The organism is Candidatus Phytoplasma meliae (genome assembly GCF_016876135.2).
The window spans coordinates 108,949-130,387 of record NZ_JACAOD020000001.1 but is presented as its reverse complement, the minus strand read 5'-3'; the positions used below and the strand labels follow the sequence as shown (position 1 = coordinate 130,387).

Below are 21,439 nucleotides of genomic sequence, written 5' to 3'. Positions count from 1 at the left end.
TTATTATGAAAATAATGTTTATTGGAGATATTTACGGCAAACTTGGAGTTGATTATTTTGCAGAAAAAGTCGATTTTTTAAAAAAAACTTATCAACCTAATTTCATTATCGTAAATGCTGAAAATGCTGATAATGGAGCTGGTTTAAGTTATAAAATTTATCAAAAATTACAAAAATTAGGCGTTAATTTAATTACCATGGGAAATCACGTTTGGAAAAATAAACAAATTAAAAATTTCATTGATAAATCTAATGTAATAAGACCTGTTAACGACATTCAACAAACAGGTCAAGGTTATAAAATTGTTGATTGCGTGGATAAAAAAATTTTAGTTATGAATGCTTTAGGGCGTGTTTTTATTAATTCAAAACTTTATTGCCCTTTCAAAACAATTGAAAATGTTTTAGAACAAAATAAATCTAAATATGATTTTTCTTTTTTAGATTTTCACGCAGAAGCTACTAGTGAAAAAATAGCTCTTACTCATTATTTTGATGGTCGCATTAACGCCATTGTAGGTACTCATACTCACGTACAAACTAATGATGAACGACTTTTCCCTCGTAAAACTCTTTATATTTCGGATGTAGGAATGACAGGTGCCAAAGATGGTGTTATAGGTAAAAAAAAAGAACCCATCATTCAATCTTTTTTAGGAAATAAAGTATTATTTAGACCTAATGAACAAGGAAAAAGGCAATTAAATGGAGTAGTTGTCACTTTGTATCCAGAAAAAAAAATTGAAAAAATTAATTTATCAGAAGAATAGGAGAATAATCAGTAAATATTGTTTTTATATATGACTTGTAAAAAACATATTATAAAAATAAAATATTTAACAAAACACAAGTTATCTATTGTTACAAGGAAATTTTTATGAAAAAAATAGTTGCTATCGCAGGCCCTACTGCTTCAGGAAAAACAGATCTTTCTATTAAATTAGCTAAACGATTTAATTTTGAAATTATCAATTGTGATTCTACTCAAATGTACCAATATTATAATATCGGAACTGCTAAAATTAAAAAAGAAGAAATGGATGGCATTCAACACCATCTTTTAGATTTTCTCTCACCCGAAAACAATTATAGTATTTATCATTTTCAAAGAGACGCTCGTCAAAAAATCTCTACCATCGATTCACCATTATTTGTTGGCGGTAGTGGCTTATATCTTAAATCAGCTCTTTTTGATTATGAGTTAACTTGCAAACCATTAATAAAACAAAAATTTACTAATGGTGATTTGGAAAATATGCTTAGAATTGTTAAAAAAAAAGATCCTCAATTAGTTTTAGATGTGAAAAATCCTTTACGCATTATTAGTGCTTATTATGATATTCTTTCAGGCAATTTAAGATCTCAAAAAACTAAAAAAAATTATCCTTTATACTCTCTTTTGATTTTGTATCTCAATATTGATCGCCCAGTTTTAAAAAACAGGGTTATTTTGAGGTTAGAAAATATGTTAAAAAATGGTTTTATAGAAGAAGTAAAATTTCTTTTAACTAAATTTCCTAAAGCTAATTTTAATATTATTGGTTATCGTGAAATTAAATGTTTTTTAGAAGGGGAATCTAGTTTAGATGAAGCTAAACGATTAATTATTCAAAAAACCATGCAATACGCTAAAAGGCAAAAAAATTGGTTTCAAAACCAAATGAAACCTGTTATTTTAGATACTTTATCCCCTTGTTTAGAACAAGTAGCTTCTCAGATGATTAGTAATTTTATAACAAAAACTTAATCTATATTAATTCGGAGGTTCACTAAATATGATTAATACAAATGATTTTAAAACAGGTCAAACAATTAAATCTAATAATCAAATTTATCAAATATTGGATTTTTTACATGTTAAACCCGGTAAAGGCGCCGCTTTTGTGCGAACTAAATTAAGAAATTTAAGAACTGGAAGTGTAATTGATTATACGTTTAATGCGGGAATTAAATTAGAACCCGTTTTAATCAATAAAGTTAAAATGCAGTTTCTTTATGCTTTTGAAGAAAAATATGTTTTTATTGATACTCAAAATTATGAACAATTAGAAATCGATAAAGAACAAGTACAAAAATACCTCCAATATCTTTATGAAGGTTTATTTGTAGAAATTATTTTTTGCGAAAATAACGAAATTTTAGGAATCAGTCTTCCTAATAAAATTTCTTTAAAAGTGACTTATACAGAACCTGGCGTTAAAGGAGATACTAAAACTAATTCATTAAAAGATGCAACTTTGGAAACAGGATTAATGGTTAAAGTCCCTCTTTTTATTAATATAGGAGAAAATATTATTGTTAACACTGAAACAGGACTTTATTTATCAAGAGATAATGGTAAATAATTTTTTTTGTTTTTTTAATTATTATATGCACATAATTTGATTATATGATTATAATATTTATTATAAACCTTTATTTTTAGAGTAACGCCCTTTTTATTGATTTATGTTTTTAAATTATGTAAATGAAAATTTGCTTTATAAAAGTTAAAAAGAAAACAAAGGAAATGGAATATTGTGTCATCATTTTGGAAATCTTTTATTGATATAAGTAGACAATTTACCTTCTTTTTAAGTTATTTTTTTGGTTTTGTGAGTGGATTTATTTTTTTTGGCGTTTTTTATTGTTATCTTTCTTTACGCAAAGTTCGACAAAATTTTGCTCACAGCAAACCGGAAAAGTCCGACGTCGATGAAAAAGTTATAATACAGTTAATTGAAAACAAAAAACATTTTTTTAAAACCAAAATGAAACAAGATAAAGATAATTTCGGAAATTTATTGTTGATGTCTGTTAAAGAATTAATTTTAGAAATCGTTAAACAATTTTATCCCAATTCTCAATATCCTTATTTAGAATTAACCATTGATGAAAGTTTAGTTTTGATGCTTTACATTAATCAAAGAATTGATAGCATCTTTCAAAATAAAATTTTAATTTTATTTCGTAAAATGACTTTAAAAAGAATATTTGTCATTAGAGAAACTATTGTTAATAAAAATATTTTACAAAAAGTACAAAAAGTTAAAAAAATTACAAATACTTTTAATAACATTAAAAACTTTATCAATCCCTTTCATTGGATTAAAAAAGTTATTTTTGATAAACCTTTAGAATTAATTTTTATTAAAATAGGAATATCTTTAATTGGCATCACAGGAGAAGAGTTTTATAAAATTTATAGCAAAAAGATTTTTAATAATGAAGGCGATATTGAAAAAGAATTACAAGAAGTTTTAGAATCAATGACAAACACAAATAATGGCAAAAAATAAAAGATAAATTCAAAATTATGGGATTTTAAAAAAAGAAGGATTAATCAAATGAAAACGTTTAATTGGTTCCCTGGTCATATGAAAAAAACTTTTGATCAAATCCAACAAAATTTATCTTTAGTTGATATAGTTTTATTGATGTTAGATGCCAGAACCCCTTTTTCTAGTATTAATTTTAAACTTTTATCTTTAATAAAAACTTATCAAAAACCTTTTTTATTTTTGTTAAATAAATTTTCTTTAACTGATTCTCAAAAAATTCAACCTTTTTTGGATTATTATTTCCAAAATAAAATATCGGTTTTAAAAATAGACGCTATTAAAAAAAATAAAAATTTTGCCATATATAAACAAGCTCTTAAAATAATCCAAACTCCAAATCCCTGTTTTAAATTAAAAAAAAGTGTTTTTGCAAACAAACCAAATATCAAAATGATGATAGTTGGGATGCCTAATGTGGGGAAATCAACTTTAATTAATGGTTTTGTTGGTAAAAAAGTTTTAAAGACTGCTAATGCAGCAGGAACCACCAAAAAAACTCAATGGATTAAAACTTTACACCCCAATATTCAATTTTTAGACACTCCAGGGGTTTTATATCATCGTTTTTATGATAAAACCATTAGTTTATCTTTGGCTTTATCAGGTTCTTTTAAAGATTCAGTTTTGCCTTTAGAAACATTAGGAGAATGCGCCTTAAATTATTTAAAAAAACATTATTTGAATAATTTAATCAAAAGATTTGATTTATCGATGTTGGATCAAAATGACATTCAAAATGATAATTTAATTGATCTGATCGGAAAAAAAAGAAATTTTTATATTTGTAATCAAAAAATTGATGAAAAGAAAGTATACCAAGTTATTTTGCAAGAAATAAGGGAAGGTCGTTTGGGTAAAATTAATTTTGATTTAGATATTTTACCCTTATTAGATCATTTTTTTAAAAATCAAAACCAATTAACGAAAATGATTTAATTTCAAAAAATATAAGGGACTAAAGAATATGAAACTAAAAGTTATTATAGTAGAATCACCTGCTAAAATTAAAACTTTAAGCCGCTTTTTTGATAATAAAGTGGAAATTTTATCTTCTAAAGGGCATATTAGAGATTTATCTTTATCAGGGAAAGATAGACTTGGTATTGATATTAAAAACGGTTTTGTTCCTAAATATGAAATTATTAAAGAGAAAAAATCCATAGTTGAGACTTTAATTCGCGAAACTAAAAATAAAGAAGTTTTTTTGGCGACAGATCCTGATCGCGAAGGTGAAGCAATTGCTTGGCATTTATCGCAAGTTTTAAATTTGGATTCAAAAAGCAAAAATAGAATTATTTTTCGAGAAATTACCAAAGAAGTGGTCTTAAAAGCTTGTCAAAATCCTAGAATTATTGATGAATTTTTGGTGTTTTCTCAAGAAACAAGAAGAATGCTAGACCGCATTATTGGTTTTAAATTATCACGTTTGGTAAGAAAACTAAAATCTCAATCAGCAGGAAGAGTTCAATCAGTAGCTTTGAAATTAATTGTCGATTTAGAAGAGAAAATACAATCTTTTATTCCCGAAGAATACCATCTTATTACTGCTTTTTTTAAAGGATTTCAAGCCGAATATCAAAGTCCTAAAAATGAAAAGATTAAAGCTTTAGAAGCTTTGCAAATTATGGAAAACATCAAAGAAAAACCTTTTATAGTTAAAAAAATACAACAAAAAGAAATATTTAAAAACCCTAAAAAACCTTTAATTACTTCTACTTTGCAACAAGAAGCTATTAATACCCTTAATATGACATCTAACCAAACTATGAGGGTTGCACAAAAGCTTTATGAAGGGATTAATATTTGCGGAGAATCAATAGGTTTGATTACTTATATGAGAACTGATTCCACAAGATTTTCTAAGTTATTTGTTAAAAATGCTCAAAAATTAATTAAAAACGATTATGGTTTGGAATATTTAGGGGTCTATCAAGAAAATAAAAAAAACCAATCCCAGGATGCTCATGAAGCAATCAGGCCTACTGATTTACAAAAAACTCCCGAAAGTTTAAAGCTTTATTTGGATAAATATGAATATAAACTTTATGATCTTATTTACAAAAGATCCTTATCAAGTTTAATGAAACCAGCTATTTTTCAAAAAAATCAAGTTTTTTTTAATGTCGATAACTATTGTTTTTTAACAGAAGGAATGATTCAAATATTTGATGGTTATCAAAAAGTTTGTCCAGATAACACGAAAGATAAAGTGATTCCAGTTTTTAATTTGAATGACAATTATTTTCCTGAAGAAATTCAAGATGTACGCAAATTTACCACTCCTCCGGCTCGTTTTTCAGAAGCTACTTTAATTAAAACTTTAGAAAAACTTAATATAGGACGTCCTTCTACTTATTCACAAATTATTTTCACTCTCAAAAAAAGACTTTATGTTGACTTAGTAGAAAAACGTTTTCAACCAACTGAGCAAGGTATTTTAACTATGAAAAATTTAAACTTATTTTTTCAACAAATAATTGATATTAAATATACAGCTCAAATGGAAGAAGAATTAGAACAAATTTCTTCTGGAAAAGTCGATAATAAACAATTATTGCAACAATTTTACCAAAAATTTGACAATCTTTATCGAATAGCTGATCAAAAAATAACAAAACCAAAACCTATTGAAACTGATCAAAAATGTAATTTATGTCAATCCCCTTTATGGATTAAAAAAGGACGTTATGGTGATTTTTTGGGATGTAGTCGCTTCCCTGAATGCAAATATGCTTTTCCTTTGAAAGACAAAGTAAAACTTAAATTGGAAAATGCAAAAATAGAAAAACCAAAATCTATTGAAACTGATCAAAAATGTAATTTATGTCAATCCCCTTTATGGATTAAAAAAGGACGTTATGGTGATTTTTTGGGATGTAGTCGTTTCCCTGAATGCAAAAATACTGCTAAAATAAAAAAATAATTATCTTATGTTTGGTAGCGTTTTGATAATTATTTTATTTTTTTATTGTTGATATTTACCAGAACCTATTGATTTATTTTTTCTAATTTTAAAACCAACTCTCTTAAAGAAATCGCTTGATCAAAATCAAGGTTTTTAGCTGCTTGTTGCATTAATTTTTTTAATTTCTTGATTTCCTCTTTGACATTTGTAACATTTTTTTCTATTTTTTGTTTTTCTAAAGAAACATTTTTTGCTGTTAAATCAACGTTTTCTATAATGTTTTTTTTAACAGCGATTGGAGTTAATTGATGCTTTTGATTATAAGTTTGTTGTATTCTTCTTCTTCTTGTTGTTTCTTGGATAGCAATTTGCATAGAATTAGTAATTTTATCAGCATACATAATAACTTTTCCATCGATATTTCGTGCAGCTCTCCCTATTGTTTGGATGAGACTTCTTGCATTTCTTAAAAAACCTTGCTTATCGGCGTCTAAAATAACTATTAAAGCAACTTCAGGTAAATCCAATCCTTCTCTTAAAAGGTTAACCCCTATTAAACAATCATATTTACCCTTTCTTAAGTCTGTTAAAATTTTAAGTCTTTGTAATGATTTGATTTCGCTATGTAAATAAGTTATTTTAATTCCTAATTCTTGAAGATAAGTGGTTAAATTTTCACTCATATTAATTGTTAAAGTGGTGATTAAAACTCTTTGTTTTTTTTTAATTCGCGCTTTTATTTCAAAATAAAGATCATCCATTTGGTTGTTAGTGTTTTTTACTTCGATTTCTGGATCAAGAATGAAAGTAGGGCGAATAATTTGTTCTATAATAGGTATTTTTTTAGCCAATTCATAATCTCCTGGAGTTGCTGAAAGATAGATCATTTTATCTATTTTATTTTCAAACTCTTTAAATTTTAAAGGTCTGTTATCTAAGGCACTAGGAAGTCTAAAACCGTAATTGACTAAATTAGATTTACGAGCAAAATCCCCAAAATACATCCCTTTAATTTGAGGAATAGTAACATGTGATTCGTCTACAATAGTTAAAAAATCTTTGCCAAAGAAATCTATTAAAGTAGATGGCGGTTCTCCCTTTGCTTTCAATGCTAAATGTCTTGAATAATTTTCAACTCCATTGCAATATCCTATTTCTTGCAATAATTCTAAATCTTTTAAAGTGCGCGTTTTAATTTTTTGAGCTGCTAAAAGATTATTTTCTTTTTCAAAATGTGTTATTTGTTCTTTTAATTCTTGGCGAATTCTTTTGATGCTTTCTTTTATTTTTTCGTTGTTAACTGCATAAAGACTTGCAGGAAAGATGTTAAAAGTTTTAAGGTTGTTAATTGTTTTCCCATTTAAAAGTGTAAATTGTTGAATATTTTCTATTTCTTCGCCAAAAAAAATAACACGAATCCCAATTTCTTTGTTAGATGATGGAATAATTTCAACAATATCTCCCCTTATTCTAAAAGTTCCTCTATGAAAATTAATTTCATTTCTTTGGAATTTCATTTCTATTAATTTTCGCAAGAATGCTTTTCTTTCGTATATATCTCCTATTTTTAGTAATAGAGTTGCTTTTTGATAATCTTTTAAATCTCCTATTCCATAAATACATGAAACTGAAGCAACTACAATAACATCATCTCGACTTAACAAAGAAGTAACAGCATTATGACGCAATTGATCAATTTTATCATTAATTTGAGAATCTTTTTCAATGTAAGTATCGCTTGAAGCCATGTATGCTTCGGGTTGATAATAATCATAATAAGAAATGAAGTATTCTACTTGATTGTGAGGAAACATTTCTTTTAATTCGTTGTAAAGTTGTCCTGCTAAAGTTTTATTATGAGCAATTACTAAAGTTTTTTGTTGTAAATGTTGAATAATGTTGGCAATAGTAAAAGTTTTTCCTGTTCCGGTTGCCCCTAAAAGGATTTGTTCTTGGAAACCTTGATTAAAACCTTGCATTAATTTTTGAATAGCTGATGGTTGATCTCCACTAGGTTTGAAAGTAGTTTTCAATTTGAAAGTATTCATGCGCATAACCCCCTTCTTGTTTTTTTATTTTGCTGCCGTTTATTTGAATATTAAAATTTATTTATAAATGTTTTTTAATAGCGTGAAATATTTTTTTAGCAATTCCTAATTTTTGAAATTCTTCCCAAGAAGCTTGTTTGATATCATCTAAACTTGAAAAATGATTTAATATTATTTTTTGGCGCTTTAAACCAATTCCTGGGATTTTTGATAAATTTGTACAATAGTCGAGTTTATGTTTGGTTTTATGATGGAACTTAATAGTAAAACGATGTACTTCTTTACTTAATTTCTGTAAAAATTGAAATAATGGTGGATTTTGCGACAAACCAATTTTATTATGCATTGTTATAAGATTTTCTAATTGATGTTTTTTGTTTTTTTGCAAACTTCCTAAGGGAATTTTGATATCAAGTTGGTTTAAAGTTTCGAAACTTTTTTTTAATTGTAGAAATCCGCCATCAACTAAAATTAAATCAGGTTTTTCGTTATCCCTTTTTTCCTTTTTCCCATAACATCTAGTTAAAATTTCTTCAAAAACGTTATATTCATTAGGGAGATTATTTTGAATATGAAAAGTACGATAAAGTTTTTTTTCAAAATGAAAATTAGAAAAAACAATCCTCCCTGAAACAAAAGCTTGACCAAACAATTGTGAATTATCAAAAACATCAATTCTTTGGATATCTTTATTAAAAATAAGTGATAATTCATTTAAAGCTTGTTGTTGCTTTTCGTTTTTTATTTGATAAACAAAGTTATTCTGTTCCAAATCATTTTGAGCATTTTTTAAAGCTAATAAATATAATTTTTTTTTATTTCCTCTTTGTGCAATTACAATTTTAGTTTTTAATATATTTGCTAATAATTTGGGGGGGGAATAAATGGATTCTTGTGTTTCTTTATTTTGTATTAGATCTTTATTTGTAAAATCGTTTATTCCTGTAATAATCAATTCAGGCTTAAGTTTGTTTTGATAATAAAAATGAAGATAAGTGTTAATATTTTCTTGAGGATAACCGATATAAGAAAAAACACTATGATAAGAATCTACAATATCTCCTTGTTGTATTTTTAAAATTTGAATAGCAATTTGATCTTGATTGAACGCATATGCTAAAACATCACAATTTATTATTTTTTGGTTGTTGATAATTTGTTTTTTAGTGGTGGTTTGAATGTGTGCAATAGTATCTTGATATTCTTTGGCTTTCTCATAAAGCGTTTTTTCGCTAGCTTTGTGCATTAATTTATTTAATTTATTTAAAATATTTTTGGTATCCCCTTTTAAAAAATTAATAATAGCATTAATGTTGGGTTGATAATCAATTGTTTCCCCTGTGCAAGACCCTAAACATTGGTTGATATGAAAATAAAGACAAGGTTTTTTGGAATTAACTGAACACCTTCTTAAAGGATACAAAAGATGTAACAAATTTAAGGTAGTTTTGACGCTTTTAAGATTAGGATAAGGTCCAAAAAGGATTTTTCCTTGAGGGATTTTTTTAAAATGTGTAATTTTTAATTCAGGGTGTTTTTCCTTAGTAATTTCAATATAGGGATAATTTTTATCATCTAAAAGTTTGAAATTATATTTAGGAGTATGTTTTTTGATTAAATTAGATTCTAAAATTAGAGCTTCTTGTTCGTTATTGGTAATAATATATAAAAAATCTTTAGTTTCTTGAATAAGTAAAGTGGTTTTTTTGTTATGTCTTTTGGTGAAATAACTTCGCACTCGTTTTTTTAAGTTTTTAGCTTTGCCGATGTAAATAATAGTATTATTTTTATTTTTAAAAAGATAACAACCAGAATGAGAAGGTAAATTTTTAATTTTTTCTAAAAGAAACGACATTTCTTAAAAACCATCTCCATTTTTTAATAAATTATTTTATAAATAAACTTTACTATTATTATATCAAAATTGAAATTATTTTTGAAAATGATTTACAATGTAAGAATTTATCTTTTTAAAAACAATAAAAATGCAATAATTACAAAGGGGTATAAAACTTGAATATACAAAGAATAAATGTTAAATTTTTAGAAAATATAACCATAATATGAAAATTATTGATTTTTCATTATTTTCTAGTTTAAAAGGGTGCGAACCTTTAACTTTAGCTTTTGGTGATTTTGATGGACTTCATTTAGGCCATCAACAAATTTTAAATAAAATAATTTCTTTTGTGGATACCAAAAGTGCTTTAATTAATTTCATCCCTAATTCAAAGTCTTTTTTTCAGCAAAAAAAAGAATTATTTTTAACTTCTTTGGCACAAAAAATAGATTTTTATCGTCTTTTGGGAATTAATTATCTTTTTTTATGGAATTGGAATCGAACTTTAGCAACTTTAACTAAAGATAATTTTATTAAAGTTTTAAAACAAAACAATGTTCGAAGAATTGTTATTACTAAAGAAGCCCGTTTTGGTTATCAAAGAAAAGGAAGTTATCGAGATTTAATAAAAGAATTTGAAGTTTGCTTGATTGATGATTATTTTAAAATAAATGATCATCAATATAAATTATCTACTACTTATATTAAAAATCTTTTAAATAAAGGGAGGGTTGATCAAGCTAATTTTTATTTGGGGAGACCTTATTTGGTTAAGGGTAAAGTTATTTCTGGAAAACAAAGAGGTCGTATTTTAGGGTTCCCCACTGTTAATTTATATTGTTTTGATTATTTATTGCCTCATGAAGGGGTTTATGCGGTTTTTGTGATTTTAGGAGGGGAAAGGTATTTAGGAACAGCTAATCTTGGTAAACGTCCTACTTTTGAAAAAGACCAATACAATATTTTAGAAGTTTTTATACATGATGTTTCAAAAGAATTATATGATCAAATTATAGATATAGAGTTTATAGCTTTTTTAAGAAAAGAAAAACAATTTACTTATGTTAGTGAATTAATAGATCAAATTAAAAAAGATATTTTTATGACTAAAAATTTATTATATAAGGGATAAATCAATGTTGTAATGTTGTATATCGATAGGGTTTTAATGATATTAAATAAAAATCAAAGATGGTTCTTTATTGCTTTAATTTTGTTTGTATGGTGTCAATTTGTTCTTTTAATTCCACATTGCTATCCCCTATGTCTATGTTTTCTTGTGGATGATGAGACAACAATCGTTTAATTTCGGTAAATTCTATAAGGATAATAGATCCAATGATTATTAAAGCCATTACAATAACTAAAATTTTTTTTTTAGCTAAAGTATTGTTAAATTTATTAATCCAAAAATTACAAAAAATAACCATAAAAGGAACAATGATAGTTACTAAAAAATATTTATTACGACTATTTAAAACTTTTTGATCGGTTTTATCTAATTCCTCTCTTTCTTGTTTCAAATTTTCTCTTTTTTTTGTGCATTGTTCGTACATATAGCATATATGTTGTAGATCATTTTTATCTTTTGGTAATAAGGGGTTATGATGTTTAATTAATTTTAAAAGATTATTTTCTTGTTCTTCAATAGTTTTTTTGGTTGTTGTAATTCTTGCTTCTAATTCTTTATACATATACATGCGTTCATTATGTTGTATTTTAAAATAAGATATCAAATAAATTTGCAATAATGGTAAGATTAATGCAGTAATTAATTTTAATAATTTTTCTTTTAATGATTTTTTCATATACCTATGTTCTCTTTTGTTTTTAAAAATAAAACGAAAAATAGTAAAAATCAATAAGTAGTTATTAAAAAAGTATTTAATTATATTATTTTAGTGTTGCGTTATGTGCCCTTGTTATGTATTATATTTATTTTTTGATTTTTGGCAAGTAAGTGATTTTTTTAACATTATAGTTTAATAAATACAAAAATAGACTCTAATTAATGCTTAGAGTCTTGATTTAATTTTTATTATTAAAAAATAGCATTAATTAAAAGAAATCAAAAAAATAATTACAAATTTTGACTTGATCTCCTGGTTGAGCCCCTTTTTTTTTCAAAATTTCTTCAACTCCCATTTTTTTTAATAAATGATTAAATCTTTTTACGGCTTCATCGTTGTTAAAGTCTGTACGATGAAAAAATATTTCTATTTGTTTCCCTGAAATGGTAAAAAGTTTTTCACTTTCTTTTGTGATAACAAAATCATTAAGAGAAGGAGGGAGGGTGTAAGTTTTAAAATGATTATTAGGTTTAGTTTCAAAAGGTGTTTTTTGAAGCAAAGAACTCATTTCATATTTTAATTTTTCTAAATTTTGAAAAGAAACTAAAGAAAGAGGGATAACTAAATGATCAGGGAGTTTTTTTTGTAAATGATGAAATTTATCTTGAGCATTGGTTAAATCCATTTTATTAGCTACAATAATTTGTTTTTTGAGTAAAAGTTGAGGACTATAATGTTTTAGTTCTTGGTTTAAGTTTTTAAAATCCTGATAAGGATCAGAACTTTCCATGCTTAAAATATGAATTAATATACGACATCTTTCAATATGTTTTAAAAATTGTATACCCATTCCTTGACCTAAGTGAGCATTTGTGATCAAACCCGGTAAGTCGGCAACAATAAAACTAAAACCATTTACTTCAACTACTCCTAAATTAGGGTAAAGGGTGGTGAAAGGATAAGATGCTATCTTGGGTTGAGCTTTGGAAATAAAAGAAATTAAAGACGATTTACCAACACTTGGAAAACCTATTAACCCAATATCAGCTAAAACTTTAAGCTTTATTTTGATTTTCAAGTGTTGTCCTAAATCGCCTTTTTCAGCGTAACCAGGAGCTTTATTTTTGAAAGTGGCTAAAGATTTATTTCCGCGTCCGCCTTTGCCTCCTTTAGCAACAACTAAAGTTTCTTGGTGATGTAAAATTTCTCCTAAAAAACAATTATCAAGGGTATAAAAAACGGTTCCCAAAGGAACTTTAATATAAAGATCAGGAGCATTGGCGCCATTTTGACTTTTGTTTTTCCCATTAACACCATTAGCAGCTTTTAGATGTTTTTGATATTTTAATTTTAATAAAGTGGTTTCTCCTTGATCTCCGATAAAGATGACAGAGCCTCCATTACCACCATTACCACCAGCAGGGCCTCCAAAAGCTACATATTTTTCTCTTCTGAAAGCGACGATGCCATTACCACCATTACCACCAAAAACTTCATTAAAAGCTTCATCAACGAAATTCAAATTCAATACCTTCTTTCGTAAAATAAATTTAGAAAAAATTATTGAATGTAAACAGAAACTTTTTTACGGTTACCGCTTTTTTTTTCGTATTTAATGATGCCACTAATTTTAGCAAATAAAGTATCATCTCCACCGATGCCAACATTGAAACCAGGGTGAATTTTGGTTCCTCTTTGACGATAAATGATTGAACCTGCTTTGGCATATTGTCCATCAGAAAGTTTAGCACCTAGTCTTTTCGAATGGGAATCGCGTCCATTTCTAGTGGAACCTGCTCCTTTTTTAGAAGCGAAAAGTTGAATTTGTAATTGTAATAACATTTAATTAAATCTCCTTTTTCTTGTGGGAAATGGAACTGTTAAGATATTTTTGGAAATGTTTTTGATATTGAGTGTTTAAATTATCTAAAGTATATTCTAAATTATCCAATAAAAGTAAAAGGTTTTTGTTGTGAAACGAAAGAACATCTAAATGAAAAAAATTTTCTTGCAAGACATAAGAAATGTCCTTTTGATAACCTAAAATTTCTAAAGAATTAAGAGTAACAATGATAGCAGTTGAAACGGAAGCACATACAATATCCAAACCCTTAGGAGCGTAGTTAGCATGTCCTAAAATTTCAACAGCAATGATTTGATGATTATCTTTTTTGCGAAAAGAATAATGAATCATAACTTTAAACAACTATTTTAGTAATTAAAAGTTTAGTGTAAGCCTGTCTGTGGCCTTGTTTAGAGCGATATTTTTTTCTTTTTTTATATTTAAAAACAATAATTTTTTTGGCGCGATCGTTTTTAATAACTTCGGCTTGAACTTTAGCATTAGCAATATAAGGGCGACCTAAGATTATATCTTTACCTTCTTTATTGCCGATAGCCAAAACTTCTTGAAATTCATAATTTTGTTGAGGTTGTACTGTTAATTTTTCAACAAAAATTTCTTGTCCTTCGTAAACACGAAATTGTTTGCCACCAGTTTTTATAATTGCAAACATGTAAATACCTCCTTAAAAATTTTGATTTCCCAATAATTAAAATAATAGTTGATGATTGTTGTAAAATAATTTTATTATTTAATGATATTTCAATGATATATTACAAGAATCAAAGTTAAAAAATAAATAACAATCAAATAATATTATAACATATCTATTAAGAAATAGACATTTTATTTTTTGATAATGATTGATTTTGTTGTTTTAAAAGATATCTATTTTTAGGATGTAAACGACATTTTTGACAACAAGCTCCTAAATATTTATGTTCATTTGATTCATGACATAAAATTTGTTTATTACATTGAGGGTTAGAACAGTTAATATAACGTTCACAAGGAGTTTGATCAAAATAATCTTTGCCTACGATAATATGTTCTTTTTGATTAACAGGGAGGGCGATTCTTTGATCAAAGACATACATTTGTCCATTCCATAAAGCACCTTGAGTTTGAGGGTTTTGGCTGTAAGAAATAATTCCACCTTCTAGTTGATATACTTCGTTAAAACCTTTTTTTTCAAGGAAAGATGAAAATTTTTCACAACGTACACCACCAGTGCAATAGGTCAAAATTTTTTTGTTTTGAAGTAATTTGGTATTTTGTTCAACCCAAGTTGGTAAATCGCGAAAATTTTTAATTTTAGGATTATAAGCGTTACGAAAATGACCTAAATCATATTCATAATAATTTCTAGCGTCTAAAATAAGAACATTTTCTTCTTGCATTGCTTGATAAAATGCTTGAGGTTTGAGGTATTTTCCTCTATTTTTTAAAATATTTATATCTTCTTTTAAATTAAGATTTACTAATTCTTTTTTAACTTTAACAGAAAGTCGAGGAAAAATATGAGCGTTAATTGAGGATATCTTAAAAACAATATCACTAAATCGGGAGTCCTTTTTTAAATCATTCATGTAGGTTTGAATGTTTTTAACGATTCCTGATAAAGTTCCATTAATCCCTTCTTCAGAAAGGATAATTCGTCCTAAAAGACCTAATTTTTGACAATATTGAAAATGTTGTTTATGAAAAGAAACAATATCTTGAAGTTTAGTATAGTGATAATATAAAATAGCTTGATATTGATCCTTAGGTGTTAATTTTTGTACATAATTTGTTATTGTGTTATTGGTCATAAAAAGATTTATGCCTCATTTCCATTGAGTATTAAAAAATTTTATAATTGTTAAACTTATTGGATGATGGGAAATATAATTAAAATTTAAAATAAGATAAAGAATTATGTTTGAGAATTAGATTTCCAAAAAATATACATGTTTTGAGCACCATTAGACATTTTTTTTAAATCTGATAAATTATATTTAATTTCACCTTTAAATGAAGGATCTCTTTGTCCGTTGTCAAAGTAAACTCCTAATAATCCTAAAGGAGAGTCTTTGATGCGACATAAAAGACAGGGGTAAGTGGCGATAGTTTCGGAATTATAACAAGGATAACGTGAAACAATACCCCAAAATGATGGATGGATATGCTTTTTAATATAACAAGCAATTTGTTGATTGAAAGTTTGTTCTTTTCGAGGAGATAAATAAATATTTTTAATTTCCATATTGGATAATCCTTGTTATTTGATTTAATAATATGATATACAATTATTGAAATAATCAAAATTATTTAATGATATCAGTTTTTAAATAAGGAATTAAAACTTGAGGAACTCGAATAGTGCCATTTTTATTTTGGTAATTTTCTAAAATAGCAATTATTGTTCGTCCAATAGCTAAACCAGATCCATTTAAAATATGAAGATACTCCTTTTTATTAATTTCTTCATTGTGTAATTTAATATTAGCACGACGGGCTTGAAAGTCTTCGGAATTACTAATTGAGCCAATTTCACGATAACAATTAGAACTTGGTAAAAAAACTTCTAAATCATAAGTTTTAGCCATACTAAAACCGAGATCACCTGTAGATAATAAAACTACTCGATAAGGAAGGCGAAGTAATTGCAAAATTGATTCAGCATCTTTTAACATTTGTTCTAAACAAAGATAGGAATTTTGAGGATGAGAAAATTGAATTAGTTCAACTTTATTAAATTGATGTTGTCGAAAAATACCACGAGTATCTTTTCCAGCAGAACCAGCTTCTTGGCGAAAAGCAGTTGTATAAGATACATATTTCAGTGGTAAGGATGAAGTTTTAAAAATTTCATCACGATGTAAATTAATAGTTGGGACTTCGGCTGTTGGATTCAAATACAAATCATGTTTATGATGTAATATTTGATAGACTTCATCTTTGAATTTTGGCAATTGTCCTGTTGAAAACATTGACTTTTCATTAACAATATAAGGTGGAATAATTTCTTGATATCCTTTTTGACTGTGTACATCCATCATAAATTGAATAAGAGAACGTTCTAAACGAGCTCCTAACCCTTTGCAAACAACAAAACGACTACCTGTTATTTTAGTGGCTCTTTGGAAATCAAAAATATCTAATTTTTCAGCTAAAGCAACATGATCTTTAATGTCAAAATCAAAATGACGAATTACTCCTTGGCGATATAATTCTTGATTAGTTGTATCGTCTTTTCCTATCGGTAAAGAATCATGTGGGATATTGGGAGTATTGCTTAAAATATCAAAAATTTCTGCTTCTATAAGTTTTAATTGATTTTCTAATTTTTGCAAGTTATCGCGTAAAAAATTATTTTTTGCTAAAAAAAGTGATAATTCTTTGTGATTTTCTTTAGCTTTTTGAGCAACAGTTTTAGCTAATTGATTTTTTTGACTTCTTAACTGTTGAATTTGCAAAAGCAAAGATTTCCTTTGAGATGATAAAAAAGGTAATTTTTTCAAATAATCAAAGTTTTGGTTTCTTTTTTGTAACTTTTTGATAATTGATGGCAAATTTGCAACAGTAAAATTTAAATCTAACATATAATGTCTCTTTTATTTGAAAAAATTTCTTTTTTGTGTTTTGATTGACTTTTGAAAAAATAAAAAGTAAATATGTTTTTTTAGTTAGTTATCAAAAGCAATTATAAAAAATATTAGTAATTTATATTTTTGCAACTTTTTCAACTGTAACATAGTAACATAGGTTAATTAGTTGTTTTATTTATAAAACAAAATAACTTTTTTATTATTTCTTTTAGGTTTTTCTAAAAAAGTCAATTTTTAGGTTTTTTATTTTTATTTATGGTTTTATGTTTTTTTGTTATTGAGTGCTTTTTTCTACTTGATATTTAATATTTACATTTTAATTTATGAACTAACCAAGATATTAAAAAATGATGATTATTATCAATTTTTGCCAATTTTACTAATTATAAATTAAGATATTTGGATAAAAAAATCCATCTTTTATTTTTCATAATTTTTCTTTTTGATTGTTAACAGATAATTATTGAATTACTATCTTGAAAATAGTGATAGTATTTTATCTTTGAAAATAAATAACAAGATAACTATAACAATAATAACTATTGATGCAAGTATAATTATTAATTTTTTATTTTTTGGCTTTGCATTAACGTTTAGTGGTATTTTAACAGTAGTTTTAACATTTTTTTTAGGAACAGTTATATTATTTTTGATAACTTTTTTATTTGAGTTAATTTTATTTTTATTAGTCTTATTGTCAGTCTTGTTGTTTTTATTATTCGCCATTATTTTTTATTTCCCCTTCAATTGGTTTTTATTAAAATTGTGATTTTTAATTTACGATTTAAAATTTAAACAGTATTAACTAGTTTTTGCAAAATTGATTTATTTCTAGCGGCATAATTTGCATGATAAACTCTTTTAGCTACACCTTTATCTAATTTTTTGTAAGCATAACTTAACAAAGATAAAGCTTTAGTTTTGTCAGCGCCAGCCACTGCACCTTTAACTTGTTTGATAACTGTTTTGACAGATGATGAAAAAGAAAGGTTTCTTAGACGACGCTTTTCATTGGTTTTATTGCGTTTTATTTGTTGTTTGATATTAGCCATTATTTTTTTATTCTCCCATTACTATATTTTTTATGATAATTAATTATTAATAAACATTAATAACTCTAATAAAAATTATATCAAAAATTATATCAAAAAACAAGTTTCTTGATCTCTTCTTTTTTTAGATAGAATTCTCTTGAAAATATATTTTTAAAAGTTGGGAATTTGAGTAAATTAGATCAACGGGATGATGTATTTATGCAAAAAATTATTTTATTTAATACAAAATATGATTTTATGTTATATTATTAATTAGTGTTTGGTGTTTGTTTAATGTTTTAATTAATCAGTAAGTTGAATAAGTTTTGTATTTAGATTAAATGCAAAAAAGTTATCAAAATGAATGTTCATTGATAAAGGTAAATAAAATCTAATAGAAAGAAGTTTAATATTTATGAATTATAAATCTTCCTCATTTAGGAAAATATTTTTAAAACATTCATCTGATAGTTTTTTAAAAATAATATTTGCTTTGGTTTTAACACTTATCACTATGATAGTTTTTGGATATCATATATATGATATATGCTCTAAAAAACAAGAATTACGTAGTTTAATTTATCTTTTTACATCTGAAAGTAATATTTTAGTTTTGGTTGTGATGATATTATTTTTCACTCCTTTAAGAAATAAAAAATACTTTATCTATTTATCTTTTATTGCTTTGATCAGCATTTTGTTCACTTTCCTTGTTAACCATATTATTCTTGACAGTCAAGAAATTACAAAATTTACTTGTAATATGAATCAAACAACAATTCACTATAAACACACTGTTATTCCTATTTTATACACATTATTTTACTTTGGGAACAATCTGAAAGCTATTTCTGTATCTCAAGTATATATGTGTTTAATTCACCCTTTATCTTATTTTACATTCTTTTTAATTAAGGGTTTATTAAATCATAGCGCTTCTTATCCTTATGATTTTATTGATCCTCGTAAACCAGGTATTTTTCGCATTCATCCTCACCAAGGATATCCTTATCTTTTATTAATGGTTTTAGTTTTATCGGTGTTAGTTTACGCCTTGGCTTATGTATTAACTTTAATTAAAAATAAATGGTTTTCATTGCAGCAGGAAAAAAAATCACGTTTATCAAAGAATAAGTTGCGTTCATCAGCGTCAATTCGTTCTAAAAAATAATTTGTTTTTAAGATTAAGTTTTTATACTATTCACCATATTTAATAAGTTATTAGGCATATTATTTCAACAACTTGTCCACGATTTAAAAACATCAATTTATTTTTGGTGTTAAACCTACTGGTAATAGTTTGGCGTTTTAACAATTGCTGGTGAAGATTAATTCAATAAATATGAAAATATTTATTGAATATTTTTAGATAAAAATAATCAAAAGGGGGTTTATAAAATGGGTTTTTGGAATAGCGTTGGCAATGTATTAGGGTTAAACGATAAAAAGAAATTAAAAAATTTAGTTAACAAAAGAATGATTATAAATTCACAAATAAAAGATATTCAATTATCTATGATTGGTCTTGATAACTCTGTTTTAAAACAACAAGCTGAATTCAAAATTAATTCAATTTCTCAAAGGAATGATGAATTAGATTTTACTAAAAAAAATTTTTTTACTAAAAATAAATTTATTAATGAACTTATTTATCATCATGATTCATTAGAAAAAGAACTTAATGGTTTTATTGCAGAATTAACACAACTGCAACATAAGTTCAAAGAGTTTAAATTAATTTAAAAAATAAAGTAGAATCAAAATTGACATTTTCTTATTAATTTTACTAAAAAAAGTTTAAAAGTGTACTTTTTTTCATAATTTAAACAAAAAAACACTCTAATTACATTTAGTATATTAAACTATTAGTAAATATTTATCCTAAATTTATTAATTATTGATCTATCTATATTCAAAAAGAGACTGCTTAAAGTCTCTTTTTTTAGTAAAACGATGAAAAATAGTTAATTAATTGGATGTAATTTGTAACTCTTTATTAATTTTATCTAATAATTTATTATTAAATTTATGCTGTTTTTCGTCGTTTAAATTACAAAATTTCTTGGTTAATTCAACAGCTTCATCAATAACGATTGCATAAGGAACATCTTTTTCTAATAATTCAAAAGTAGCTAAACGAATGATGGCCTTATCAACTTTGTTTAAACGATTTATTTTGTAATTATATAAATTTTTAATAATGATGTTATCAATCAATTTTAATTTAGCAATAATTTTATGAAATACATTACTGACTATTTCAGATTCTTGAGACAAAAAAGGTAAATTATTTTCATAAAAATCATATTGATATAATAATTTAATTATTTCAATGCGTAATAATCTCGATTCTTTTTTCTTTTGATTATTCATGGTGATTATTTTTGAGAGGCTTGAAGTAAATTAGTTTCAATTTGTTGCCAATTTAAAACATTAAAAAAAGCTTCAATATAATCAATTCTTCTGTTTTGATAACTTAAATAATAAGCGTGTTCCCAAACATCTAACCCTAAAAGAGGAGTTCCTTGGTTTAAAACTACATCTTGATTAGTGGTTTGAGCAATTGTTAAACGTCCTTGTGGATCTAAGATTAGCCAAGCCCAACCGCTACCAAAAATAGTTTTAGCGGTCGCACTAAAAGAGTTTTTGAAAGATTCGATAGAACCAAAAGTCGTTGTAATCATTTCTTTTAATTTTCTTTGTGGACCCGCTCCATGATTTAATTTTAAAATTTTCCAAAAAAAAGTATGATTAAAGTGACCACCACCGTTATTGCGGACTTTTTGGCGGATATCTTCAGGAATTAAAGTTAAATTGGTAAGCATTTGTTCTAAAGTTAAATCAATTTTAGGATATTTTGTTAATGCTTCATTAAGATTATTAATATAGGTTTGATGGTGTTTGGTATGGTGAATTTCCATAGTTTTTTGATCAAAAAATGGTTCTAGATCGTTGTATTGAAAATGAAGTTTTGGTAAAGTAAAGTTCATCTAGTTTTCCTCCTTGAAATATAAATGAGTTGAATTGTTTTTTTGTTAGTTTGTTTTAATAAAAAACATTGTTTGTGTC

At 25.8% G+C, this 21,439-nt stretch carries 23 protein-coding genes; 9 read left to right on the top strand and 14 right to left on the bottom strand.

Annotated elements, in window-relative coordinates; all coding sequences use genetic code 11:
* The first annotated feature begins 5 nt into the window (after window positions 1–5).
* The 6 genes from CHTY_RS00715 to topA all read left to right on the top strand — a co-directional run bounded on the left by CHTY_RS00715 (window position 6) and on the right by topA (window position 6,243).
* Window positions 6–770: a TIGR00282 family metallophosphoesterase gene (locus CHTY_RS00715; RefSeq protein WP_203552015.1), complete on the top strand. Its 765-nt coding sequence runs from the start codon at window positions 6–8 to the stop codon at window positions 768–770.
* Between the two features lie 107 nt (window positions 771–877).
* On the top strand, window positions 878–1,747 hold the full coding sequence (miaA, locus tag CHTY_RS00710) for a tRNA (adenosine(37)-N6)-dimethylallyltransferase MiaA (protein WP_203552014.1): 870 nt from the start codon (window positions 878–880) through the stop codon (window positions 1,745–1,747).
* Window positions 1,748–1,775: 28 nt separating this feature from the next.
* Complete coding sequence (gene efp / locus CHTY_RS00705; RefSeq protein WP_203552013.1) at window positions 1,776–2,345, top strand: elongation factor P; 570 nt, start codon at window positions 1,776–1,778, stop codon at window positions 2,343–2,345.
* Between the two features lie 174 nt (window positions 2,346–2,519).
* Entirely contained in the window at window positions 2,520–3,278 is a 759-nt protein-coding gene (locus tag CHTY_RS00700; protein ID WP_203552012.1) for a hypothetical protein, read from the top strand.
* 48 nt (window positions 3,279–3,326) lie between these two features.
* Window positions 3,327–4,256 (top strand): ribosome biogenesis GTPase YlqF, encoded by a 930-nt coding sequence (gene ylqF / locus CHTY_RS00695; protein ID WP_203552011.1) that lies wholly within the window; start codon window positions 3,327–3,329, stop codon window positions 4,254–4,256.
* A 28-nt stretch (window positions 4,257–4,284) separates the two neighbouring features.
* Complete coding sequence (gene topA, locus CHTY_RS00690) at window positions 4,285–6,243, top strand: type I DNA topoisomerase (protein WP_203552010.1); 1,959 nt, start codon at window positions 4,285–4,287, stop codon at window positions 6,241–6,243.
* A gap of 65 nt (window positions 6,244–6,308) precedes the next feature.
* Here the strand turns inward: topA and uvrB are convergent, their stop codons facing one another.
* Together uvrB and uvrC are read right to left on the bottom strand one after the other, a co-directional pair.
* Entirely contained in the window at window positions 6,309–8,279 is a 1,971-nt protein-coding gene (gene uvrB / locus CHTY_RS00685; RefSeq protein WP_420887592.1) for an excinuclease ABC subunit UvrB, read from the bottom strand.
* A 55-nt stretch (window positions 8,280–8,334) separates the two neighbouring features.
* The gene (gene uvrC / locus CHTY_RS00680; protein ID WP_203552008.1) at window positions 8,335–10,128 is read right to left on the bottom strand and encodes an excinuclease ABC subunit UvrC; all 1,794 of its coding nucleotides are present in this window, start codon (window positions 10,126–10,128) and stop codon (window positions 8,335–8,337) included.
* 208 nt (window positions 10,129–10,336) lie between these two features.
* Between uvrC and ribF the strand changes: the two genes are divergently transcribed.
* Window positions 10,337–11,245: a riboflavin biosynthesis protein RibF gene (gene ribF, locus CHTY_RS00675; RefSeq protein ID WP_203552007.1), complete on the top strand. Its 909-nt coding sequence runs from the start codon at window positions 10,337–10,339 to the stop codon at window positions 11,243–11,245.
* Window positions 11,246–11,312: 67 nt separating this feature from the next.
* On the opposite strand, the gene CHTY_RS00670 is transcribed toward ribF, so the two are convergent.
* From CHTY_RS00670 to rpsT, 10 genes are all read right to left on the bottom strand, one after another.
* The gene (locus CHTY_RS00670) at window positions 11,313–11,921 is read right to left on the bottom strand and encodes a hypothetical protein (RefSeq protein WP_203552006.1); all 609 of its coding nucleotides are present in this window, start codon (window positions 11,919–11,921) and stop codon (window positions 11,313–11,315) included.
* A gap of 250 nt (window positions 11,922–12,171) precedes the next feature.
* Window positions 12,172–13,425 (bottom strand): GTPase ObgE, encoded by a 1,254-nt coding sequence (obgE, locus tag CHTY_RS00665; RefSeq protein WP_203552005.1) that lies wholly within the window; start codon window positions 13,423–13,425, stop codon window positions 12,172–12,174.
* Between the two features lie 38 nt (window positions 13,426–13,463).
* Window positions 13,464–13,745 (bottom strand): 50S ribosomal protein L27, encoded by a 282-nt coding sequence (gene rpmA, locus CHTY_RS00660; protein WP_203552004.1) that lies wholly within the window; start codon window positions 13,743–13,745, stop codon window positions 13,464–13,466.
* A 4-nt stretch (window positions 13,746–13,749) separates the two neighbouring features.
* Window positions 13,750–14,097 carry a ribosomal-processing cysteine protease Prp gene (locus tag CHTY_RS00655; protein WP_203552003.1) on the bottom strand — a complete coding sequence of 116 codons (348 nt, stop codon included), beginning with the start codon at window positions 14,095–14,097 and terminating at the stop codon, window positions 13,750–13,752.
* A 4-nt stretch (window positions 14,098–14,101) separates the two neighbouring features.
* Window positions 14,102–14,419, bottom strand: a complete 318-nt coding sequence (gene rplU / locus CHTY_RS00650; protein ID WP_203552002.1) for a 50S ribosomal protein L21 — start codon at window positions 14,417–14,419, stop codon at window positions 14,102–14,104.
* A 157-nt stretch (window positions 14,420–14,576) separates the two neighbouring features.
* The gene (gene trhO, locus CHTY_RS00645; protein ID WP_203552001.1) at window positions 14,577–15,557 is read right to left on the bottom strand and encodes an oxygen-dependent tRNA uridine(34) hydroxylase TrhO; all 981 of its coding nucleotides are present in this window, start codon (window positions 15,555–15,557) and stop codon (window positions 14,577–14,579) included.
* 104 nt (window positions 15,558–15,661) lie between these two features.
* Complete coding sequence (locus CHTY_RS00640; RefSeq protein ID WP_203552000.1) at window positions 15,662–15,991, bottom strand: hypothetical protein; 330 nt, start codon at window positions 15,989–15,991, stop codon at window positions 15,662–15,664.
* Between the two features lie 61 nt (window positions 15,992–16,052).
* Window positions 16,053–17,330, bottom strand: a complete 1,278-nt coding sequence (gene serS, locus CHTY_RS00635) for a serine--tRNA ligase (RefSeq protein WP_203551999.1) — start codon at window positions 17,328–17,330, stop codon at window positions 16,053–16,055.
* 477 nt (window positions 17,331–17,807) lie between these two features.
* Window positions 17,808–18,062 carry a hypothetical protein gene (locus CHTY_RS00630; RefSeq protein WP_203551998.1) on the bottom strand — a complete coding sequence of 85 codons (255 nt, stop codon included), beginning with the start codon at window positions 18,060–18,062 and terminating at the stop codon, window positions 17,808–17,810.
* A gap of 65 nt (window positions 18,063–18,127) precedes the next feature.
* Window positions 18,128–18,388: a 30S ribosomal protein S20 gene (gene rpsT, locus CHTY_RS00625; protein WP_203551997.1), complete on the bottom strand. Its 261-nt coding sequence runs from the start codon at window positions 18,386–18,388 to the stop codon at window positions 18,128–18,130.
* A gap of 397 nt (window positions 18,389–18,785) precedes the next feature.
* Here rpsT and CHTY_RS00620 point away from each other — a divergent pair, with 397 nt between their 5' ends.
* Together CHTY_RS00620 and CHTY_RS00615 are read left to right on the top strand one after the other, a co-directional pair.
* Window positions 18,786–19,541, top strand: a complete 756-nt coding sequence (locus CHTY_RS00620) for a hypothetical protein (protein ID WP_203551996.1) — start codon at window positions 18,786–18,788, stop codon at window positions 19,539–19,541.
* Between the two features lie 227 nt (window positions 19,542–19,768).
* Window positions 19,769–20,113, top strand: a complete 345-nt coding sequence (locus tag CHTY_RS00615) for a hypothetical protein (protein ID WP_203551995.1) — start codon at window positions 19,769–19,771, stop codon at window positions 20,111–20,113.
* 225 nt (window positions 20,114–20,338) lie between these two features.
* On the opposite strand, the gene CHTY_RS00610 is transcribed toward CHTY_RS00615, so the two are convergent.
* Both CHTY_RS00610 and CHTY_RS00605 read right to left on the bottom strand, forming a co-directional pair.
* Window positions 20,339–20,743 carry a transcription antitermination protein NusB gene (locus tag CHTY_RS00610; RefSeq protein ID WP_203551994.1) on the bottom strand — a complete coding sequence of 135 codons (405 nt, stop codon included), beginning with the start codon at window positions 20,741–20,743 and terminating at the stop codon, window positions 20,339–20,341.
* A 5-nt stretch (window positions 20,744–20,748) separates the two neighbouring features.
* Entirely contained in the window at window positions 20,749–21,360 is a 612-nt protein-coding gene (locus CHTY_RS00605) for a superoxide dismutase (RefSeq protein WP_203551993.1), read from the bottom strand.
* Between the last annotated feature and the right edge of the window lie 79 nt (window positions 21,361–21,439).